We start from the raw sequence: 16085 nt of genomic DNA on the forward strand, positions 1-16085 counted from the left end.
GCGTGCTCGATCCGGCGGCGGAATGCCGCCGGATTTTTTTGATTTGCGAGAAGGAACCTTCGATTCAAGGCGGCGGCATCGTATACACCACACCGGGCGATTATTCCGGGAACGTCACTTTCCGCCACACCGTATCTGATGGTGATGGTGATGCGACAACAGCGAGTGTGACCATCACGGTAAAGCGCTGACTCGGATTGCAGTCGTCACAGTGACTGAAACCTGGCAACTCGCCATTTCCTCATTCTCGATTCGGATCGCCGAGAAAATTGAAAACCCCGCCTCGCGCGGGGTTCTTCATGCCTGCCTACAGCTCGCGCACCACCCGGAAGCCGACGCGACCGCTGCGCACGTCGCTGTTGTTGCCCTGCCGATAGGCGGAAACGACCTGCTCCGGCGAGCTGCCCCAGGAGCCGCCGCGCACGACGTGGGCGGTGCAACCGGGGTTGAGCCATGCCGTGCCGTCGGCCGGTGCGCGGTTGTAGTTGTCGTGCCAGCAGTCCGCCGACCATTCGGAGACGTTGCCGTTGATGTCGTACAGGCCGAATGGATTGACGGCGAAGCTCATCACCGGCGCCGGACCCCAGTAGCCGTCGCGGTAGCCACGGAAAGCATGACTCCAGTGGCGACCGCTGCGCGAGCGGTCGCCGGAACCGGTGAGGTTTTCGACAGGATGCGTGGGCACGCCATCGCCCCACCAGTAGCGGGTGGTGGTGCCGCCGCGCAGGGCGTACTCGAACTCGGCTTCGCTGGGCAGGCGGTAGGCCTTGCCGGTGCGCTGGCTGAGCCAGTCGGCGTAGGCCTTGGCGTCATTCCACGAGATGTTCACCACCGGCAGGCTGTCCTCGGCCTTGCGGCCGGCGTAGTCGTCCTGCCAGGTCGCGCCGGCATCGTCACGCATCGCGCCGCTGCGTTCGTCATACACGCTGGCGCCACCCATTTTCACCGAGTCGGGCACGTAACCGCTGGCGCGCACGAATTCGCGGAACTGGCCTACCGTGACCGCGCTGCGCGCCATCGCAAAACCCTTGCTGATGGTGACCGCGTGCTGTGGCATCTCGGCATCGATGCGGTCATCGTCGCTGTCCGGCGCGCCCATCTGGAAACTCCCGGTAGGAATCACCACCATCGCCGGAGTCTTGCCGGGCAGATCGACATAGCGATCGGAAAATACCTGGCCCGGCTTGTAGCTGGCGTACAGCTGCGCATTGGTCAGCTGTTCCTGGAAATTGGCCAGTCCGCCCAGGCTCGGGCTGATTCCCTGCGCCTGCGCCGCCAGCTTCTTAGCCATCGCGATATTGCCGGCATCCAGGGCCGAATGCGCCTGCGCCAGCACGCCATTGGCGCGCTGCTCGCGCATGTCATCGATGCGTTTGCGCACATCCTGCATCTGCTGCGAGCCGGGGCGGATCGCCTGCGCCTGCGCCAGCTGCTTGTCCGCGCCAGCGAAATCGTTCTGCGCCACGGCGGCCAGCGCACGATCGAGCACCGCACGCTGCACTTCAAAGATGCCCTGCTCGGCCACTGCGTTCTGCGGATCCAGCTGCTGCACTTCGCGGTAAAGATCCAGCGCACTCTCGCCACTCGGCTGATCGGCGTTGCCCTGTTGCAGCAGGCCGGCGGCCTTGGCCAGCATCGGCCGCACCTTGGCCAGGGTTTTCAGGCTCGCCTCGAGTTGCGCCACATCGTCGGCGGCATTCGGCAGCGTGCGCAGTGCGTTGAGCAGATCCTGTGCCGAATCGGCATCGCCCACCGCGATGTCCTGGTCGATCTCCGCCACCAGCCGCACGCGTACGTCGAACAGGCCCTGGGCCGCGCGGCGGCTGTCCGGTTTCTCCTTCAACGCCTGCTCGTACAGCGCCGCGGCACTGTCCTTGTCGCCGACCAGCTGGCCGGCATGCAGCGCCTTGGCGGCACGCGCCAGCAACTCGCGCACCGCCAGTGGATCGGCACTGAGCTGCTCGGGAAGATCCGCATTCCGGCCACTGCGCGCGGCAATCACCTCGGCCGGTGCCAGCGTCAGCGGCGGCCCGGCATTGAGCTCGGCCACTGCCGACGCCCGCTCCGGCGCCTGCGGACTGCCCGGCGCCGCCGTACCCAGCGACATCGAGCGCCGTGGCGCTTCAGCCGGATTGACGTGAAACACGCGCGGAAAGAAGTGGTAGGTCAGCGCGCAGCCCAGCACGATCACGCCAAGCGCTCCGCCAAGCGTGCGCTGACGATGCAGGGTTGCGTTGCTCGGCATGGATGGGCGTCCTTGGTGTGGCCTGTTATCGTGCGCTGTCCACCATAGGCACAAACCGCTGACAGGGCAATCCGCCCCGCGGCCTTAAAGGAATACTGATGTCATTGCCCGAGACGGCCACAGCCGACTGGATCGATCACCGTGATGCATTGCTGGCGTGGCTCGCTGCGGTCCCCGCGGATGCGGCCGTCGGCCTCGACACCGAGTTCATGCGCCGCAATACGTTCTACCCGCAGCTGGCGCTGCTGCAACTCGGCTGGAACGGTCGCCACGCGTTGATCGATCCGCTCGCATTCGACATCGGCGACGCTCTGCAGCCGCTGCTCGGCGCCGGTCCGGCAGTCACCGTGATGCACAGCGCGAGCGAGGATCTGGAAACCCTCTCGCCGTTGCTGCCGGATGGCCCGCACATCCTGTTCGACACCCAGATCGCCGCCGCCTTCGTCGGCATGGGTCTGGGCATCAGCTATCGCGCGCTGGTCGCCGAACTGGCCGGTGCGGAGCTGGACAAGGGCGAGACCCGTTCTGACTGGCTGCAGCGCCCGCTCACCGCCTCGCAATGCAGCTATGCCGCGCTGGACGTGGTGTATCTGAAAACCATCCACGAACAACTGAGCGAACGCCTGCAACAGCGCGGGCGCAGTGCCTGGCACGCGGAGGATTGCGAGCGTCTGAAGCGCCGCGCCAGCCATCGCGATGGTGACCCGCAACCGCAACGTGCCATGCGTGGCGCCGCCGACTGGCCGGTCGCACAACAAGCCCTGCTGCGCCGCCTGCTGCTGTGGCGCGATCGCAGTGCGCGCCGACTTGACGTACCGCGGCCATGGTTGATCGACGACACGCTGGCACTGAGCCTGGCGCAGCAAATACCCGCCAGCCTCGGCGAACTCGAACAACGCAGTCGCGGCCAGCGTGCGCTGCGCTCGGCCCAGCGCAGCGAACTGTTCGCGCTGCTTGCCGAGGCCGTCAGTGGCGACGAAATTGCCATTACCGCGCGCATTCCCGGCCACCCGCAGGGCGACGCCAAGAAGGCACTCGGCGAAATGAAGCCACTGGTCGACAGCCTCGCCGGCGAACTTGACCTGCCGCCCGGCCTGCTGTGTCCGCGCAAGGCACTGGAGGAATACGTGGTCACCGCCGAATGGCCCGAGTTCCTCGAAGGCTGGCGCCGCGACGTGCTGCACGATCGCCTCGCCACTCTGCTGCCCGGCTGATCCCGACCCGGACCGAACACAGGGCTTGGCGAGAACCGGCGCACGCTGCTAACATTTGCGGATTCCGTGGGGCGGTAGCTCAGCTGGGAGAGCGCCACGTTCGCATCGTGGAGGTCGTGGGTTCGATCCCCATCCGCTCCACCACGGATTTACGACTCACGGGAAGCCGGCCTTGCGCCGGCTTTTTCGTATGCGCTATCCGGCACGACATCCCGATCCGCCCAACAAAAGTGGGAGCGCGGGACCAGGCGTGAACTTTGCCACCCCATCCGCGCGAACAAGATGGTCTGGGCCTGCCATGGACCACATGCCTGTTCGCAACGCACTAGCAGCCTTGCAGATAGGCCTCCACCTTGTCGATCAACTCAAAGTCTCGGTGACTGCCATCGTGTCGCGCATGGTCACGCAACCTTTCGACCATCTCCATCAGCAACTCCTCACCCATCTCGGCATGCACTGTTCGGCCGCCCTGAAATCTTGATGAAGCCTCGGCCGAGGCGACCGTTTCCACGACTTTTTTGCCCGGGAGCGGGCCTGTTTTTCCTTTCTCAGCTGAATAACATAGTGTGAGCATGAGTGGCTGTCCTCGGATCCGGACTTGAATGATCATAAATGGGCACGTTTGGACGCAGCTCGGTAACAACGGTCAGCCACCTCGTCTGCGGGCTGAACCATCACGCTCTCCATGGCACACCGCCTTGCAGCAGGCAGTGCCTGGACTGCCGTACGACTCTGATTGCGCGTCGCGACTGAAGCTGCGTCCGATTCATCTACGGTGAAGCAAGAGCTATGCCGTAAAGGCGCCGCTTCGGGTCACAGGCTGGAAGCGCTTGCGATCCCGGGGCAGTCCACGCCGTCCGATAGGGGCCGATTTCAATCCGGTGCCCACCGGACACAGTCGACCAGCGCTCGCCCCGTGCCGAATTGGCCATGCGGGAATCATCAGGCCCGGTCGCTTGGCACATCAGCCTTGCCCTTCCATCGTTTCAAGATCAATCCACCAATGGGCAGCAGAATGGCTGCCCACAGCCACTGCCAGTTGTTCTTGAGAAAATCTGTAACCCATTGGCCAGCAGTCACCTTGACGACGATAGTCTTGTCATAGGTATGGATGGCTATTCGAGAGGTAGCACCATCGGTTTCGACCAATGCAGTCAGCGTCAAGTGCAAGGGATATTGGCCGGATGCCGTGGGCACGACATCCCACCTCCATTCGGCCGTATCGAGAGACCCGACCGATTGCTCTTCCGGTGTAATCGCCGTGATCTGGAGTTGCGGCGCCGTAAGTCGGGCCTCCATTCGATCCCACACTTTTACCGTCGCGGTCTGCTTCACTCCAGCCTCAGCGATTTCTGCAGCCAAGGTCGCCTGAGATTTCTTGACGTCGAGCAAGAGCTGGATATGGCCGGTCTGCCTCAGATTGAGCTGCTCCGGTACATTGAACGCGATATTTGCTGCAGGCATGGCCGCCATAAACTGATCCACGTCAGCGAATGGATTTACGGCAGTGGCTGTGGCTGCTGGTGCTGGTGCTGGTGCTGGTGCTGGTGCTGGTGCTGGTGCTGGTGGTGGTGGTGGTGGTGGTGGTGACGGTGGTGGCGCTCCATTCCCGGATGTATGCGCAGCAGCGGCACCCACAGCTACAGGTACTGGTACCGAAGCTTTGTAATGGTATTCGGCGGCCTGTGATGCGTGCGAGGCTGCGAGCTGGGTGACCTCATACGGACTTGCCCTGCCCGGGAATGCCGAGGGTGGGTAATAGGCCACCAGATACTCAAAGTTGCCGCGGCACGTCTGCACAGACCACCGCTCGTCGCGATAGCCATTTTTGTCTACCACGGCGTTGTCAACATTTGCCCGAACCACGGTGCAGGATGGTTCAAAGCTGGCCTTGATCAGGCGGAGCCACGCATCATCCATGCTTTCTGCCGCAAGAGCCGTGCTCCCGGCAAACACAAGCACGACAGATGCCCATCCGATAAGTGCAGATCGCTTCACTGGCCCTTCGCCCGAATCAAGTGGCGCGAGCTGGACATCCGCTTGAATGAATCACCATGGCTGGCAACGGTTCCGCAATCCATGGCCGAACTCTTTCAAGAGCTCATCGATGCGCCCGCCGATGCATAGTGAACCACTGCAGCATGCTCACCAAGATGACCGAAGGGCATAGAGCCATGGGCCGATTTCGACTGATGGTCGCGCCAGAGAAACATCGCTGTTGCGAGCGATCTTTGTTGTGCGCCTTCCTTAACTTAGATCCTGACGAAATAAGGTATCGCCATCAGCGCAACGCCGATGGCAATCAGCAGCAGCGTGCCTGACACGAAATAGGGAAACGCCATCAGCGCCAATCCGCATACCAGCGGGACGATCGCGCGCTGTTTCCTGCCGTACACGAAGAAACCGAGTCCGATCGACCCGAACAACACACCCCAAAGTAGTGTCGATGAGTTCAAGGCAACCTCGATGGTTTCGGCCTGAATGGCGCGATCGTACTCCAGCCCGGGCCAGCGAATTCAGCGGTATGTGTCCACCCGCACTTCTCGCTGAACTGGCGAACGTGCGAGTCTCTGCAGCGGGAATCTGCCTGCCGGGATTCAACCTCTACCGCGGGATGGCGTGAATCGCACGCCATCCCGCCCGTCGCATGCTTGGGATAGGAGCGTTTTCATGAAGTCCACCGGATATTTTGCGTTCGCGGCCTGCTGTGTGCTTGCCCTGCCGCTGTCGGCACATGCCGCCACGGCCGCACCAGCACTCCAGCTAGGCGATCTGCAGAAGATCGTGAGCCTTGGCGAGCCGCAGATTTCGCCAGACGGCAAGCGCATCGCCGTGATCGTGTCGACGCCGGACTGGAAGACCGACAAGAGCAAGCAGGAGCTCGACCTGGTGGATGTCGCCAGCGGTACGCGGCGCATGCTGACCTGGAAGCGCGAGGGGATCTCGTCACCGCGCTGGTCGCCGGACGGCACGCGGCTGGCCTTCATCGCCGACGACGCGGAGTCCAAGCAGGGGCAGCTGTTCGTGATGCCGATGGACGGCGGCGATGCGTTGCGCATCACCGAGATCAAGCGCGGTGTGGACTCATATAGCTGGAGCCCTGACGGCACGCAGATCGCGTTCGTCAGCGAGGACGAACCGGCCAATGCGAAAGCCATCAAGGAACACGACGACGCGTTCCAGGTCACCGACAACCACTTCCTTACCCGCGCCGCGCTCACGCCCTGGCACCTGTGGCTGGTACCCAGCGCCGGCGGCGGCGCAAAGCGGCTCACCCAGGGCAGCTACAGCCTGCAGACCGATCAGCAGGACAGCGCGCCGGAACCGGCATGGAGCCGCGATGGTCGCAGCATCGCGTTCGTCCGCTTTCCCAGCCCGTACTGGGGACCATCGTTCCATTCGGTGATTGCCACCGTGGATGTCGGCGGTGGCGAGCCGCGCACGCTGGTATCCGCCGAAGGGGCCGCAGATGTCATCTATGCGCCGGACAGCGACCACTTCGCCTTCGTGCGCTCGCGCAACGGCGACCAGAACAACGGCAATGCCGTCTATGTGACGGAGGGCGGCAACACCCGCGACGTCACCCAGGCGCTGGCGCGCAACCTCAACAGCTACGCGTGGCTGCCGCACGCCAAGTCGCTGCTGCTGGCCGCCGAGGACGGCACCCGCTCGGTGCTGTGGGAGCAGCCGCTGTCGGGCGCCGCGAAGAAGCTCGACCTCGGCGAGGTGGAAGCCGGTGCTGACGTGAGCGTGTCGAAAACCGGCGCACTGGCCTTCACCGGCAGCACCACGACGCATCCAGGCGAGCTGTACGTGATGGACTCGGTGAGTGCGAAACCGCGCCGGCTCACCAACCTCAATGCGTTCGTCGACAACCTCTCGCTGGGCCGCACCGAATCGGTCGAGTGGCAAGGGCCGGACGGTTTCCACGAGGATGGTGCACTGACCTATCCGATCGGCTACCAGCGCGGGCAGTCCTATCCGCTGGTGCTGGTGATCCATGGCGGTCCGGAAGCCGCTTCCACGGTGAAATTCTCGCCATTGCCGCAACTGCTGGCTGCGCAGGGCTTCGTGGTATTCCAGCCGAACTACCGTGGCAGCACCAACCTCGGCGATGCCTACCAGCACGCGATCTTCCGCGACACCGGCGTGGGTCCCGGCAATGACGTGATGGCCGGCGTGGCCGCGGTGCAGAAGCTCGGCATCGTCGACGCGCAGCGCATCGGCGTCACCGGCTGGTCGTACGGCGGCTACATGACGACCTGGCTCACCGGCCATTACCCGATCTGGAAAGCTGCCGTATCCGGCGCAGCGCTGACCGACTGGGTGATGGACTACACCGTGTCGTACTACCAGACCGGCGATACCTATTTCTTCGGCGGCTCGCCGTGGATGGCGAAGTACAAGGACATCTGGCGCGAGCAGTCGCCGATAGCCTATGCGCACAACGTCACTGCGCCGACCCTGATCATGGGCGACGTAGGGGACCCCAACGTGCCGCTGCTGAACAGCTACGAGTGGTACCACGCGCTGCGCGACAACGGGGTGCCGGTGGAGTTCTACGCCTACCCGGTCGACACGCATTTCCCCAAGGACATCGTGCGCACCACCGACGTCTACCGCCGCTGGGTGGGCTGGATGACGCAGCACCTGAAATAGCCGCCAGCGGCAGCGCGAACCGGCCAGGTCCTCGCCTCCGGACGTGGTTGTCATCCCCGCAGCTGTCCGACCTCATTGCCAGCAGGTGATCGGGCGTGTGATGAAGCAAGGCTGTGGCGTGGACCGGCACACACGCCGGGCCATTCCAAGGAAGCAGCGGCCGCGCTGCGTTGGTCAACCTTGGATGACCCTCCGCGTCCAACCTGAACCTGGCCGGCTCTGACGCCGCCTGCACGGTAGTCAGTGGTCACGAGGGGACGGATGTGATGGCGTCAGCGCTTGCGGGGCACCCAGTAGCACTGGCATGACCCGTGCTTGGTATTACGCAGAAAGCTGCGGTGTCCCGGCAGAATCGGTTCGATCCATAATGATGGGTCGACCGGCCATTCGGTGCGGGCGACGCAGTATGGAACAGGCTGGCTGAAGAAGAGCGCGGCTGACGGCTGTGTGCGTCGTTCGCTTGCAGTACCGCAGGATCATCCCAGAACAGGGGAAGGCAAATGGAGAGGCTCGTCACAATACCGGTATCAGGTCGCCTCTGGCGGTCATGGTGCGGTTTTGTGCTCGGGCTGCTCTGGCTCGGTCTCGCCCATGCTGCCAGCCCGCTGAATGGCGCCTGGCGTGAAGTCCATATCGGCGACACCCCGCAAACCGTGCTGAACGAGTACCACGACGGCTTGCTGCAGACGTTCAATCCATCCCTGCTGGAACGGTTTCCGCATAGCGCACAGGGCAGCTGGGTGGTCATCGCGCCGCAGCCACCGTGGGACAACGGCGAACGCGTGCTGACGATCTACCCGCCCCCACTGGGTGCGGTCACGGTGTACAGCCACGACCAGACCCAGACACTGGCGCTGGATGATTTCAGTGCGCCCACCCACGGTCATGGCCGACTGGCCTGGCGCGTACCCGCCAGCCAGGCTGGCTCGGAGCCGATCCTGTTGAAGTTCGAGCCGGCGGAAACACTGAGTGCGCCAGTGCGTTTCCGCCTGCTGCCGTGGAGCGACTACCTGCAGCAGGATGCGCAGTGGCTGGTGTTCGCCAGTGCCTGTTTCGCGGTGATGCTCGCGATGGTGCTGATGGCCTTGTGCTTTGCACTGATGCTGCGCGATGTCACGTATGCCTGGTACGCCGGCTACGTGGTCTGTTACGCGCTGATCCAGGGTATCCAGACCGGCTTCCTGTTCCACCCGCTGGAATGGGAATGGCTGTCCGGCAACATCGTGCTGGCTGGTACGACTGCGGTCGCACTGTCGGTATCGTTCGCTGCGCTGTTCATGATGCGCTTCTGCGAACTGCGGCGTTACGCACCGTTGTTGCGAGTGCCGATCATGGCGCTTTCCGTCGGCATGATCCAGCTGGTTCTGATGCGCTGCAGCCAGATCCCGTTGCTGATCGAGGTGGCGCAGGTCCTGCTCAATCCACTCTTGATGATCGGCGCGGCACTGCTGCTGATTGCTTCGGTCGTCGCCGCCGCGCGTGGGTCACGCCAGGCATGGTTTTTCCTGGGTGGCTGGACGCCGCTGCTGCTGCTCACCGCGATGACCAGCGCGCAGGCCAACGGTGCGCTGCCCCAGCTGGACTGGCTCAACGATGCCAGTCTGGCTGGCGGAGCATTCGAAGCGGTGGTGCTGTCACTGGGCCTGGCCGACCGCGCCTTGCGACTGCGTCACGATCGCGACAGCGTGCGCGTACTGGCCGACCATGACTCGCTCACCAATGTGCTCAACCGTCGCGCCTGGAGCGAGCGCGCCAGTGCGTTGCTGGCCAGCGATCCGTCGCGGCCGGTCGCCCTGCTGTTTCTCGATCTCGACCATTTCAAGCTGCTGAACGATTACCAGGGCCACAACACCGGTGATCGTGCCCTGGTCGCGGTGGCCAAGGCACTCGGCGCGGAATTGCGCCCGAACGATCTGCTCGGTCGTTTCGGTGGCGAGGAGTTCACCGCCCTGCTCGACGATGCCACCGCGGTGCAGGCGATGCAGGTGGCCACCCGGTTGTGCCGGCGCGTGCACCGGCTGGAAATCCCGGTGAGCCGCGAAGCGCAGTTGCTCAGCATCAGCATCGGCATCGCCATGCGGCAGGAAGGCGACGACCTGGAGTCACTGGTCGAGCGCGCCGACCATGCCATGTACGACGCCAAGCTCAATGGCCGCAACCGGGTGCGCCTGTTCGACAGCAGCACACCGATAAACGTGTCGTCCGGCCGGCTGCTGCGCGTGGTGGAAACGCGCGAGCGCGACCGCTGATCCTGCCAGACACCTCGTTCAGCGCGAGGCCAGTTCGCGCGCCGCCGCAACCACCTCAGCCTCTCCGGGCAATACCAGCAGCGCAGCGCCGGCCAGTGGCGTGAAGGTGTCGGCACCGACCACCCGTTGCATCGGCGTGGCGCCGCAACCGCCCTCGACGATCGCCGTGATCACGCCCTCGCCCACACCGGCACTCTTACGCCCTTCGTCGAGCACCAGAATGCGCTTGGCGGTCTTCGCCTGCGCAGCGATAAACGCATTGTTGAGCGGCGCCAGCCAGCGCAGGTCGACCACGCGCACCTGCCAGCCGTGGTTCTTCTCGATCGTGCGTGCCGCGCGCAGCGCCATCGGCACACCGTTGCCGAACGTGAACACCACCAAGTCGTTCGCCGCTTCGTTGTAGACGCGCCCCTCACCCAGCGTCATCGCCTGATCCAGTGCCGGGTACTCGAACTGCCACTGGCCGTCGCCGGCCTCGTGCAGATCCTTGGTCATGTACAGCGCGATCGGTTCGAGGAACGCGCAGACGCGGCCATCGACTTTCGCCAGCGCCATCAGCGTGCGCAGCATCATCGCCGCATCGTCGCCGCGGCTGGGACAGCCGACGACCAGACCCGGGATATCACGCAGCGCGGTGATCGAGTTGTCGTTGTGGAAATGGCCACCGAAACCCTTCTGGTAGCCGAGCGAAGCCACGCGCATCACCATCGGGTTGCGGTACTGGTCGTTGGAGAAGAACTGCAGCGACGCCGCCTCGCCGCGGATCTGGTCGCAAGCGTTGTGGAAATACGCCAGGTACTGGATCTCGGGCATCGGCAGCATGCCCATGTTGGCGTAGCCCTGGGCCAGGCCGAGGATCATTGTCTCGTCCAGCAGCGTGTTGAACACGCGGCTGCCCTTGAAGGTCTTGTTGAGGCCCTTGGTGACGGTATACACGCCACCCTTCTGCGCCACGTCCTCGCCGAACAGCAGCGCCTGCGGATATTTCGCCAGCAAGTCATGCAGGGTCTGGCCGATCTGGATGGCCAGGTGCCGCGGCGGAAGATTCTCCGGCAACTTCGCCTCGCCGCCGAATACCGCGAGACGCTTCTCAGCGTAGTCCGCACGGGTGGCTTCGGCTTTCACGGCCACCGGGGAGTACGGGGCCAACGGCCTCATCACATCTTCCAGCGAAGTCAGCCGATGCCGCGAATCCGCCTCCTCGGCCGCAGCGAAGCAGCGCTTGCGGGTGGCTTCGTACAGATTCAGCAGCTCGTCCTTCGAGTACAAACCGGACTCCAGTGCGATGCCGGCCGAACGCAGCAGCGGATCGCTCGCCTCTACTGTGAACAGTTCCTCGATGCTGCGCCACTCGATCTCGAAATCGGTGCCGGCATGCCCTGTCACGCGAGTGGTCTTCAGATGCAGGAAGGTGGGGCGACGCGTCGTCCGGCAATGCTGCACCGCGCGCTGCACCTGTGCGTAGCCTGCAGCCAGATCGAGGCCATCGGCGAAGAAGTAGTCCAGGTTGGAACGCTGCTGGAAATTGCTGGCGACCCAGCCGTTCGGCGTCTTCACCGAGATGCCGATACCGTTGTCCTCGCACACGAACAACACCGGCGCCGGCAGCTTCTGGTACGCCGTCCACGCGGCGGCGTTGAACGCGGTCTGCGCAGTGGCATGGTTGCTGGAGGCATCACCGAACGAGCAGATCGTGATCGAGTCATCCGGAATCGGCAGCTGGTGGCCGATCCGTCGCGCCTGCTCGATCGCCACTGCGGTACCCAATGCCTTGGGCAGATGCGAGGCGATCGTCGAGGTTTGCGGCAACACCCACAACGGCTTGCTTCCCCATACCTTGTGGCGGCCACCGGAGGCGGGATCGTCCTTGCTGGCGGCAAAGCTCAGCGCCGAATCCATCACCGCATCCATCCCCGGCAACTTGCGGAAACGTTCGGCCATGAAGCCACCGCTGCGGTAATGCAGGAAGGCCGGATCGGTGTGACGCGTGAGCCGAGCCACCATCGCGTTGCCCTCGTGCCCGCTGGAGCCGATTGTGTAGAACACCTTGTTCTGCACGCGCAGCACGCGTGCCATCAAGTCAAGGTGACGCGAGATCAGCTGTGATTCCAGCAACTCGCGAAAGCCGCGTGCGTCGAGCGCACTGCCCGGCAACACCGCTTCATCATCGCGCGGCGTCGCGCGCACATCGCCATGCCACAACTGCACGAACTCGATGAAGTTCTGATCGACGATCTCGGCACGGTTGAATCCCTTGTGACGGGCGCTGATGGCAAACGGAATGGACATGGTGGTTATCGCTTGGATGAATTGGGAAATATGGCGTCTGTGTAGGAGTGGCTTCAGCCGCGACCGCTCTTGCCTCAGCATCGAGCTCCGTCCTGATCGCGGCTGAAGCCGCTCCTACAAAATCAATGTTGCATCGGGGTATGGCCAGGCTGTGCCTGCACACGCGCAAGCCATGCACGAATGTTCGGGAACACGGACAAATCGAAACCGCCGTCGCCGGCGCAATGGGTATACGCATACAACGCGATGTCGGCGATGCCATAACGCTCACCGACAAACCATTCGCGTCCGGTCAGATGCTGTTCCATCACCGCCAGCACCTGCACGCCTCGCTGCAACAGCACCGGCACCTCGGCCTGACGCGGATGATCGGGCGGCAGCCAGCCGCGGATGAAGCGTGCCACCGCGATGCATGGCTCATGGCTGTACTGCTCGAAGAACAGCCATTGCAGCGTCTGTGCGCGCAACCAGCGGTCATCGGGAAGCCATGCCGTGCCCTCGGCAAGGTAGCAAAGAATCGCGTCGGACTCGGCCAGCCGACGGCCATCCTCCAGCTCCAGCAAGGGCACCTTGCCGTTGGGATTTTTCGCCAGATAGGCGGCGGTGCGTGTTTCACCATGCGCGCTGTCGATATCCACCCAGCGATAGGCATGGCCGAGTTGATCGAGCAGCAACTGCAGCTTGTAGCAGTTGCCGGAAGCGCGCATGCCGTAAATCGTGATCATTCCACATTCCCACCAAGCAGTTTCAGTTGCTCCGCGCGCCGCTGGTCCTTGGAACGTCCAAAACTTTCCAGGACGCGCACCTGTTCCGCGACGACAGGGATCGGCACCGCGAAGCCGCCAAACTCCGCCATGATGATCCCGCTGATCCGCACCGGCTCCCAGCCACGTGCGCTGAAGCATTCGAGGTCACCCATCACCTCGACCGGCAGTCCGGGAAAGCCGTAGCGCGCAAAGTGCGAGCGGAATCGGCCGCCATCCGCCGGCACATGCATGCCGTCCCGACGTTCGCACCAGCAGCCAGCCAGGGTTTCCGCATCGCGGGCACTCGTCAATACATCGAGGTCAGCCACCGTTACATCCGCACCGGCCAGCCATGCCGCGGCGCTGCCGACCAGCGTCCACGCATCACGACAAACCCGACGCAGGTCCGGCACGACGGCCGCAAGCACCTGAGCCATCGCAGCCGCCGTAGCGTCGGTTCCGGATGGCGTCCTGGCTTCACGCGGCGCGGCGACCATCGAGACGACTCAGAATGCGTTGATGCCGGTCAGCTCGCGGCCGACCACCAGCTCGTGCACGGTCTCGGTGCCTTCATAGGTGATCACCGATTCCAGGTTCAGCGCATGGCGGATCGCGCCGTGCTCGGTGGTGATGCCGGCGGCGCCGAGGATGTCACGGCACTGGCGGGCGATGTCGATCGCCATGCGGCAGTTGTTCCACTTCGCCAGCGACACCTGGGTCGGCTGCATCTTGCCGGCATCCTTCAGGCGCCCGAGCTGCAGCGATATCAGCTGCGCGCCGGTGATGCGCCGGGCCATGTCGGCCATCTTCAGCTGCACCGCCTGATTGGACGCGAGCGGACGACCGAACAGGATGCGCTCCTTCGTGTAATCCAGCACTTCCTTAAGGCACGCCTGCGCAGCACCGATCGGGCCCCAGGTAATGCCGTAACGCGCCTGCGTGAGGCAGCCCAGCGGACCCTTCAAGCCCTTCACGTTCGGCAGTCGCGCGCTGTCCGGCACGCGCACGTTGTCGAAGAACAGCGCGCTGGTGACCGAGGCGCGCAGGCTCATCTTCTTGTGGATTTCCTGCGCCTTGAAGCCGGCGCTGTCGGTCGGCACGACGAAGCCCTGGATGCCATCCTCGGTCTGCGCCCACACGATCGCGATCTGCGCCAGGTTGCCGTTGGTGATCCACATCTTGGCGCCGTTGATGACCCAGTCGCCGCCGTCCTTCTTCGCGTTCGTCTTCATGTTGGCCGGATCGGAGCCGCCATGCGGCTCGGTCAGGCCGAAGCAGCCGATCACTTCGCCGGCCGACATCCGTGGCAGGTACTGTTTCTTCTGCTCTTCGCTGCCGTAGGCATAGATCGGATACATGCACAGCGAGCTCTGCACCGACGCGAAGCTGCGCAGGCCGGAATCGCCGCGCTCCAGTTCCTGGCAGATCAGGCCGTAGCTGACCCCGTTCATGCCGGCGCCGCCGTATTCCTCCGGAATCGTCGCGCCGAGCAGGCCGAGACCGGCGATCTCCGGAATCAGCTCGGTCGGAAAACGGCCCTGATCGAAGCAGTCGCCGATGATCGGCAACACGCGTTCGTCGACGAAGCGACCCACGGAGTCCTGCACCATGCGCTCCTCGTCGGTGAGCAGCGAGCGGACATCGTAAAGATCGAGCGGATTCAGACTGACAGCCATGGAAGCTCCGGAGGCGGGCGCGTAAAAACCGTTATTGTAGCGCGGGAGCCGGGGGCGCACAGGATCGAGTGCGGCGACTTCGGACTCCACTGCTCCATTCCCAGGTACCGGAAATCCATGTTCAAAGGTGTACTGCTCGGCTTCATGGCATTCGCGGCGTATGCCCTCAGCGACGCCTTCGTGAAGTCGCTGAAAGGCTCGCTGCCGGCCTACGAAGCGGTGTTCTTCGGCGCCGCGCTGGGTTTGTCCGCGCTGCCGCTCATCAAGGCCCGCGGCGACCGTTGGCGCGAAGTGCTGGTCGCCCAACGCCCGGGCCTGTACCTGGTGCGCGCCGTGGCTGGTGCCGTGGGCAGCATCGCCGCCGTGATCGCCTTCACCGCGCTGCCGATGGCCGAGGCATTTGCGCTGATCTTCCTGCTGCCGATCTTCGTGACCATTCTGTCCGTGGTGCTGCTGAAGGAACACGTCGGCTGGCGCCGCTGGTCGGCCGTGGTGGCTGGCTTCATCGGCGTGCTGGTGGTGCTGCGCCCCGGCTTCCGCGCGCTCGGCATCGGGCATCTGGCCGCCATCATCTGCGGTCTTGCTGGCGCCATCTCGATGATCGCGCTGCGCGTGGCCGGACCGCATGAGAAACGCATCACTCTGTACAGCGCCGGCGTGATCGGCCCGATGTTGCTCACCGGCGTGCTGATGCTGACGGATTTCCGTTGGCCCAATCTGCCGCAGATTGGCCTGCTGCTCGGTTACGGCCTGCTCGCCGCGCTGGCCGGCGTGCTGCTGATGGTGGCCACGCAGAAAGCGCCGGCCAATCACGTCGCGCCGACCCAGTACAGCCAGATGCTGTGGGCAGTATTTCTGGGCTACATGCTGTTCCACGACCAGCTGGACTGGCCGATGGCCGTCGGCATCGCGATCATCCTCGGAGCCGGGTTGTTCACCTTTGTGCGCGAGGAGAAAGTCACCCGCTGGTGGAAGCGCATGCGGATGGTGTGAGTGCGCTGCCCGCC

14 protein-coding genes and 1 tRNA gene are annotated in these 16085 nt (G+C 64.0%); 7 read left to right on the forward strand and 8 right to left on the reverse strand.

Annotated features, from left to right (window positions below; translation table 11 throughout):
- Window positions 1-2 precede the first annotated feature (2 nt).
- Window positions 3-191: a cadherin-like domain-containing protein gene (locus B0E48_RS17485; protein WP_139350191.1), complete on the forward strand. Its 189-nt coding sequence runs from the start codon at window positions 3-5 to the stop codon at window positions 189-191.
- A 116-nt stretch (window positions 192-307) separates the two neighbouring features.
- Here the strand turns inward: B0E48_RS17485 and B0E48_RS07155 are convergent, their stop codons facing one another.
- Window positions 308-2245, reverse strand: a complete 1938-nt coding sequence (locus B0E48_RS07155; RefSeq protein ID WP_077517353.1) for an SUMF1/EgtB/PvdO family nonheme iron enzyme — start codon at window positions 2243-2245, stop codon at window positions 308-310.
- A 98-nt stretch (window positions 2246-2343) separates the two neighbouring features.
- On the opposite strand from B0E48_RS07155, the gene rnd reads away from it, so the two are divergent.
- Window positions 2344-3459 carry a ribonuclease D gene (gene rnd, locus B0E48_RS07160; RefSeq protein WP_077517355.1) on the forward strand — a complete coding sequence of 372 codons (1116 nt, stop codon included), beginning with the start codon at window positions 2344-2346 and terminating at the stop codon, window positions 3457-3459.
- A 68-nt stretch (window positions 3460-3527) separates the two neighbouring features.
- A tRNA-Ala gene (locus B0E48_RS07165) sits at window positions 3528-3603 on the forward strand.
- A 181-nt stretch (window positions 3604-3784) separates the two neighbouring features.
- Here B0E48_RS07165 and B0E48_RS17490 read toward each other — a convergent pair.
- On the reverse strand, window positions 3785-4033 hold the full coding sequence (locus B0E48_RS17490; RefSeq protein WP_139350192.1) for a hypothetical protein: 249 nt from the start codon (window positions 4031-4033) through the stop codon (window positions 3785-3787).
- A 368-nt stretch (window positions 4034-4401) separates the two neighbouring features.
- Window positions 4402-4932, reverse strand: a complete 531-nt coding sequence (locus B0E48_RS17745; protein ID WP_077517357.1) for a hypothetical protein — start codon at window positions 4930-4932, stop codon at window positions 4402-4404.
- 20 nt (window positions 4933-4952) lie between these two features.
- Here B0E48_RS17745 and B0E48_RS17750 point away from each other — a divergent pair, with 20 nt between their 5' ends.
- Entirely contained in the window at window positions 4953-5174 is a 222-nt protein-coding gene (locus B0E48_RS17750; RefSeq protein ID WP_168170308.1) for a hypothetical protein, read from the forward strand.
- A 537-nt stretch (window positions 5175-5711) separates the two neighbouring features.
- Here the strand turns inward: B0E48_RS17750 and B0E48_RS07175 are convergent.
- Window positions 5712-5915 carry a hypothetical protein gene (locus B0E48_RS07175; protein WP_077517359.1) on the reverse strand — a complete coding sequence of 68 codons (204 nt, stop codon included), beginning with the start codon at window positions 5913-5915 and terminating at the stop codon, window positions 5712-5714.
- A 214-nt stretch (window positions 5916-6129) separates the two neighbouring features.
- On the opposite strand from B0E48_RS07175, the gene B0E48_RS07180 reads away from it, so the two are divergent.
- The gene (locus tag B0E48_RS07180) at window positions 6130-8118 is read left to right on the forward strand and encodes a S9 family peptidase (RefSeq protein ID WP_077517361.1); all 1989 of its coding nucleotides are present in this window, start codon (window positions 6130-6132) and stop codon (window positions 8116-8118) included.
- Between the two features lie 500 nt (window positions 8119-8618).
- Window positions 8619-10367 (forward strand): diguanylate cyclase, encoded by a 1749-nt coding sequence (locus B0E48_RS07185; protein ID WP_077517363.1) that lies wholly within the window; start codon window positions 8619-8621, stop codon window positions 10365-10367.
- 18 nt (window positions 10368-10385) lie between these two features.
- Here the strand turns inward: B0E48_RS07185 and B0E48_RS07190 are convergent, their stop codons facing one another.
- The 4 genes from B0E48_RS07190 to B0E48_RS07205 form a co-directional block, all read right to left on the reverse strand.
- The gene (locus tag B0E48_RS07190; RefSeq protein WP_077517365.1) at window positions 10386-12656 is read right to left on the reverse strand and encodes a thiamine pyrophosphate-dependent enzyme; all 2271 of its coding nucleotides are present in this window, start codon (window positions 12654-12656) and stop codon (window positions 10386-10388) included.
- Window positions 12657-12778: 122 nt separating this feature from the next.
- Window positions 12779-13381 carry a glutathione S-transferase family protein gene (locus B0E48_RS07195; protein ID WP_077517366.1) on the reverse strand — a complete coding sequence of 201 codons (603 nt, stop codon included), beginning with the start codon at window positions 13379-13381 and terminating at the stop codon, window positions 12779-12781.
- Window positions 13378-13839, reverse strand: a complete 462-nt coding sequence (locus B0E48_RS07200; RefSeq protein ID WP_139350193.1) for a hypothetical protein — start codon at window positions 13837-13839, stop codon at window positions 13378-13380. The genes B0E48_RS07195 and B0E48_RS07200 overlap by 4 nt, the downstream gene beginning before the upstream one ends.
- 69 nt (window positions 13840-13908) lie before the next feature.
- The gene (locus B0E48_RS07205) at window positions 13909-15078 is read right to left on the reverse strand and encodes an acyl-CoA dehydrogenase family protein (RefSeq protein ID WP_077517369.1); all 1170 of its coding nucleotides are present in this window, start codon (window positions 15076-15078) and stop codon (window positions 13909-13911) included.
- A 117-nt stretch (window positions 15079-15195) separates the two neighbouring features.
- Between B0E48_RS07205 and B0E48_RS07210 the strand changes: the two genes are divergently transcribed.
- Window positions 15196-16071 (forward strand): DMT family transporter, encoded by an 876-nt coding sequence (locus B0E48_RS07210; protein ID WP_077517371.1) that lies wholly within the window; start codon window positions 15196-15198, stop codon window positions 16069-16071.
- Window positions 16072-16085 lie beyond the last annotated feature (14 nt).

It is taken from the genome of Rhodanobacter sp. C03 (assembly GCF_002001175.1).
Classification (GTDB): Bacteria; Pseudomonadota; Gammaproteobacteria; order Xanthomonadales; family Rhodanobacteraceae; genus Rhodanobacter.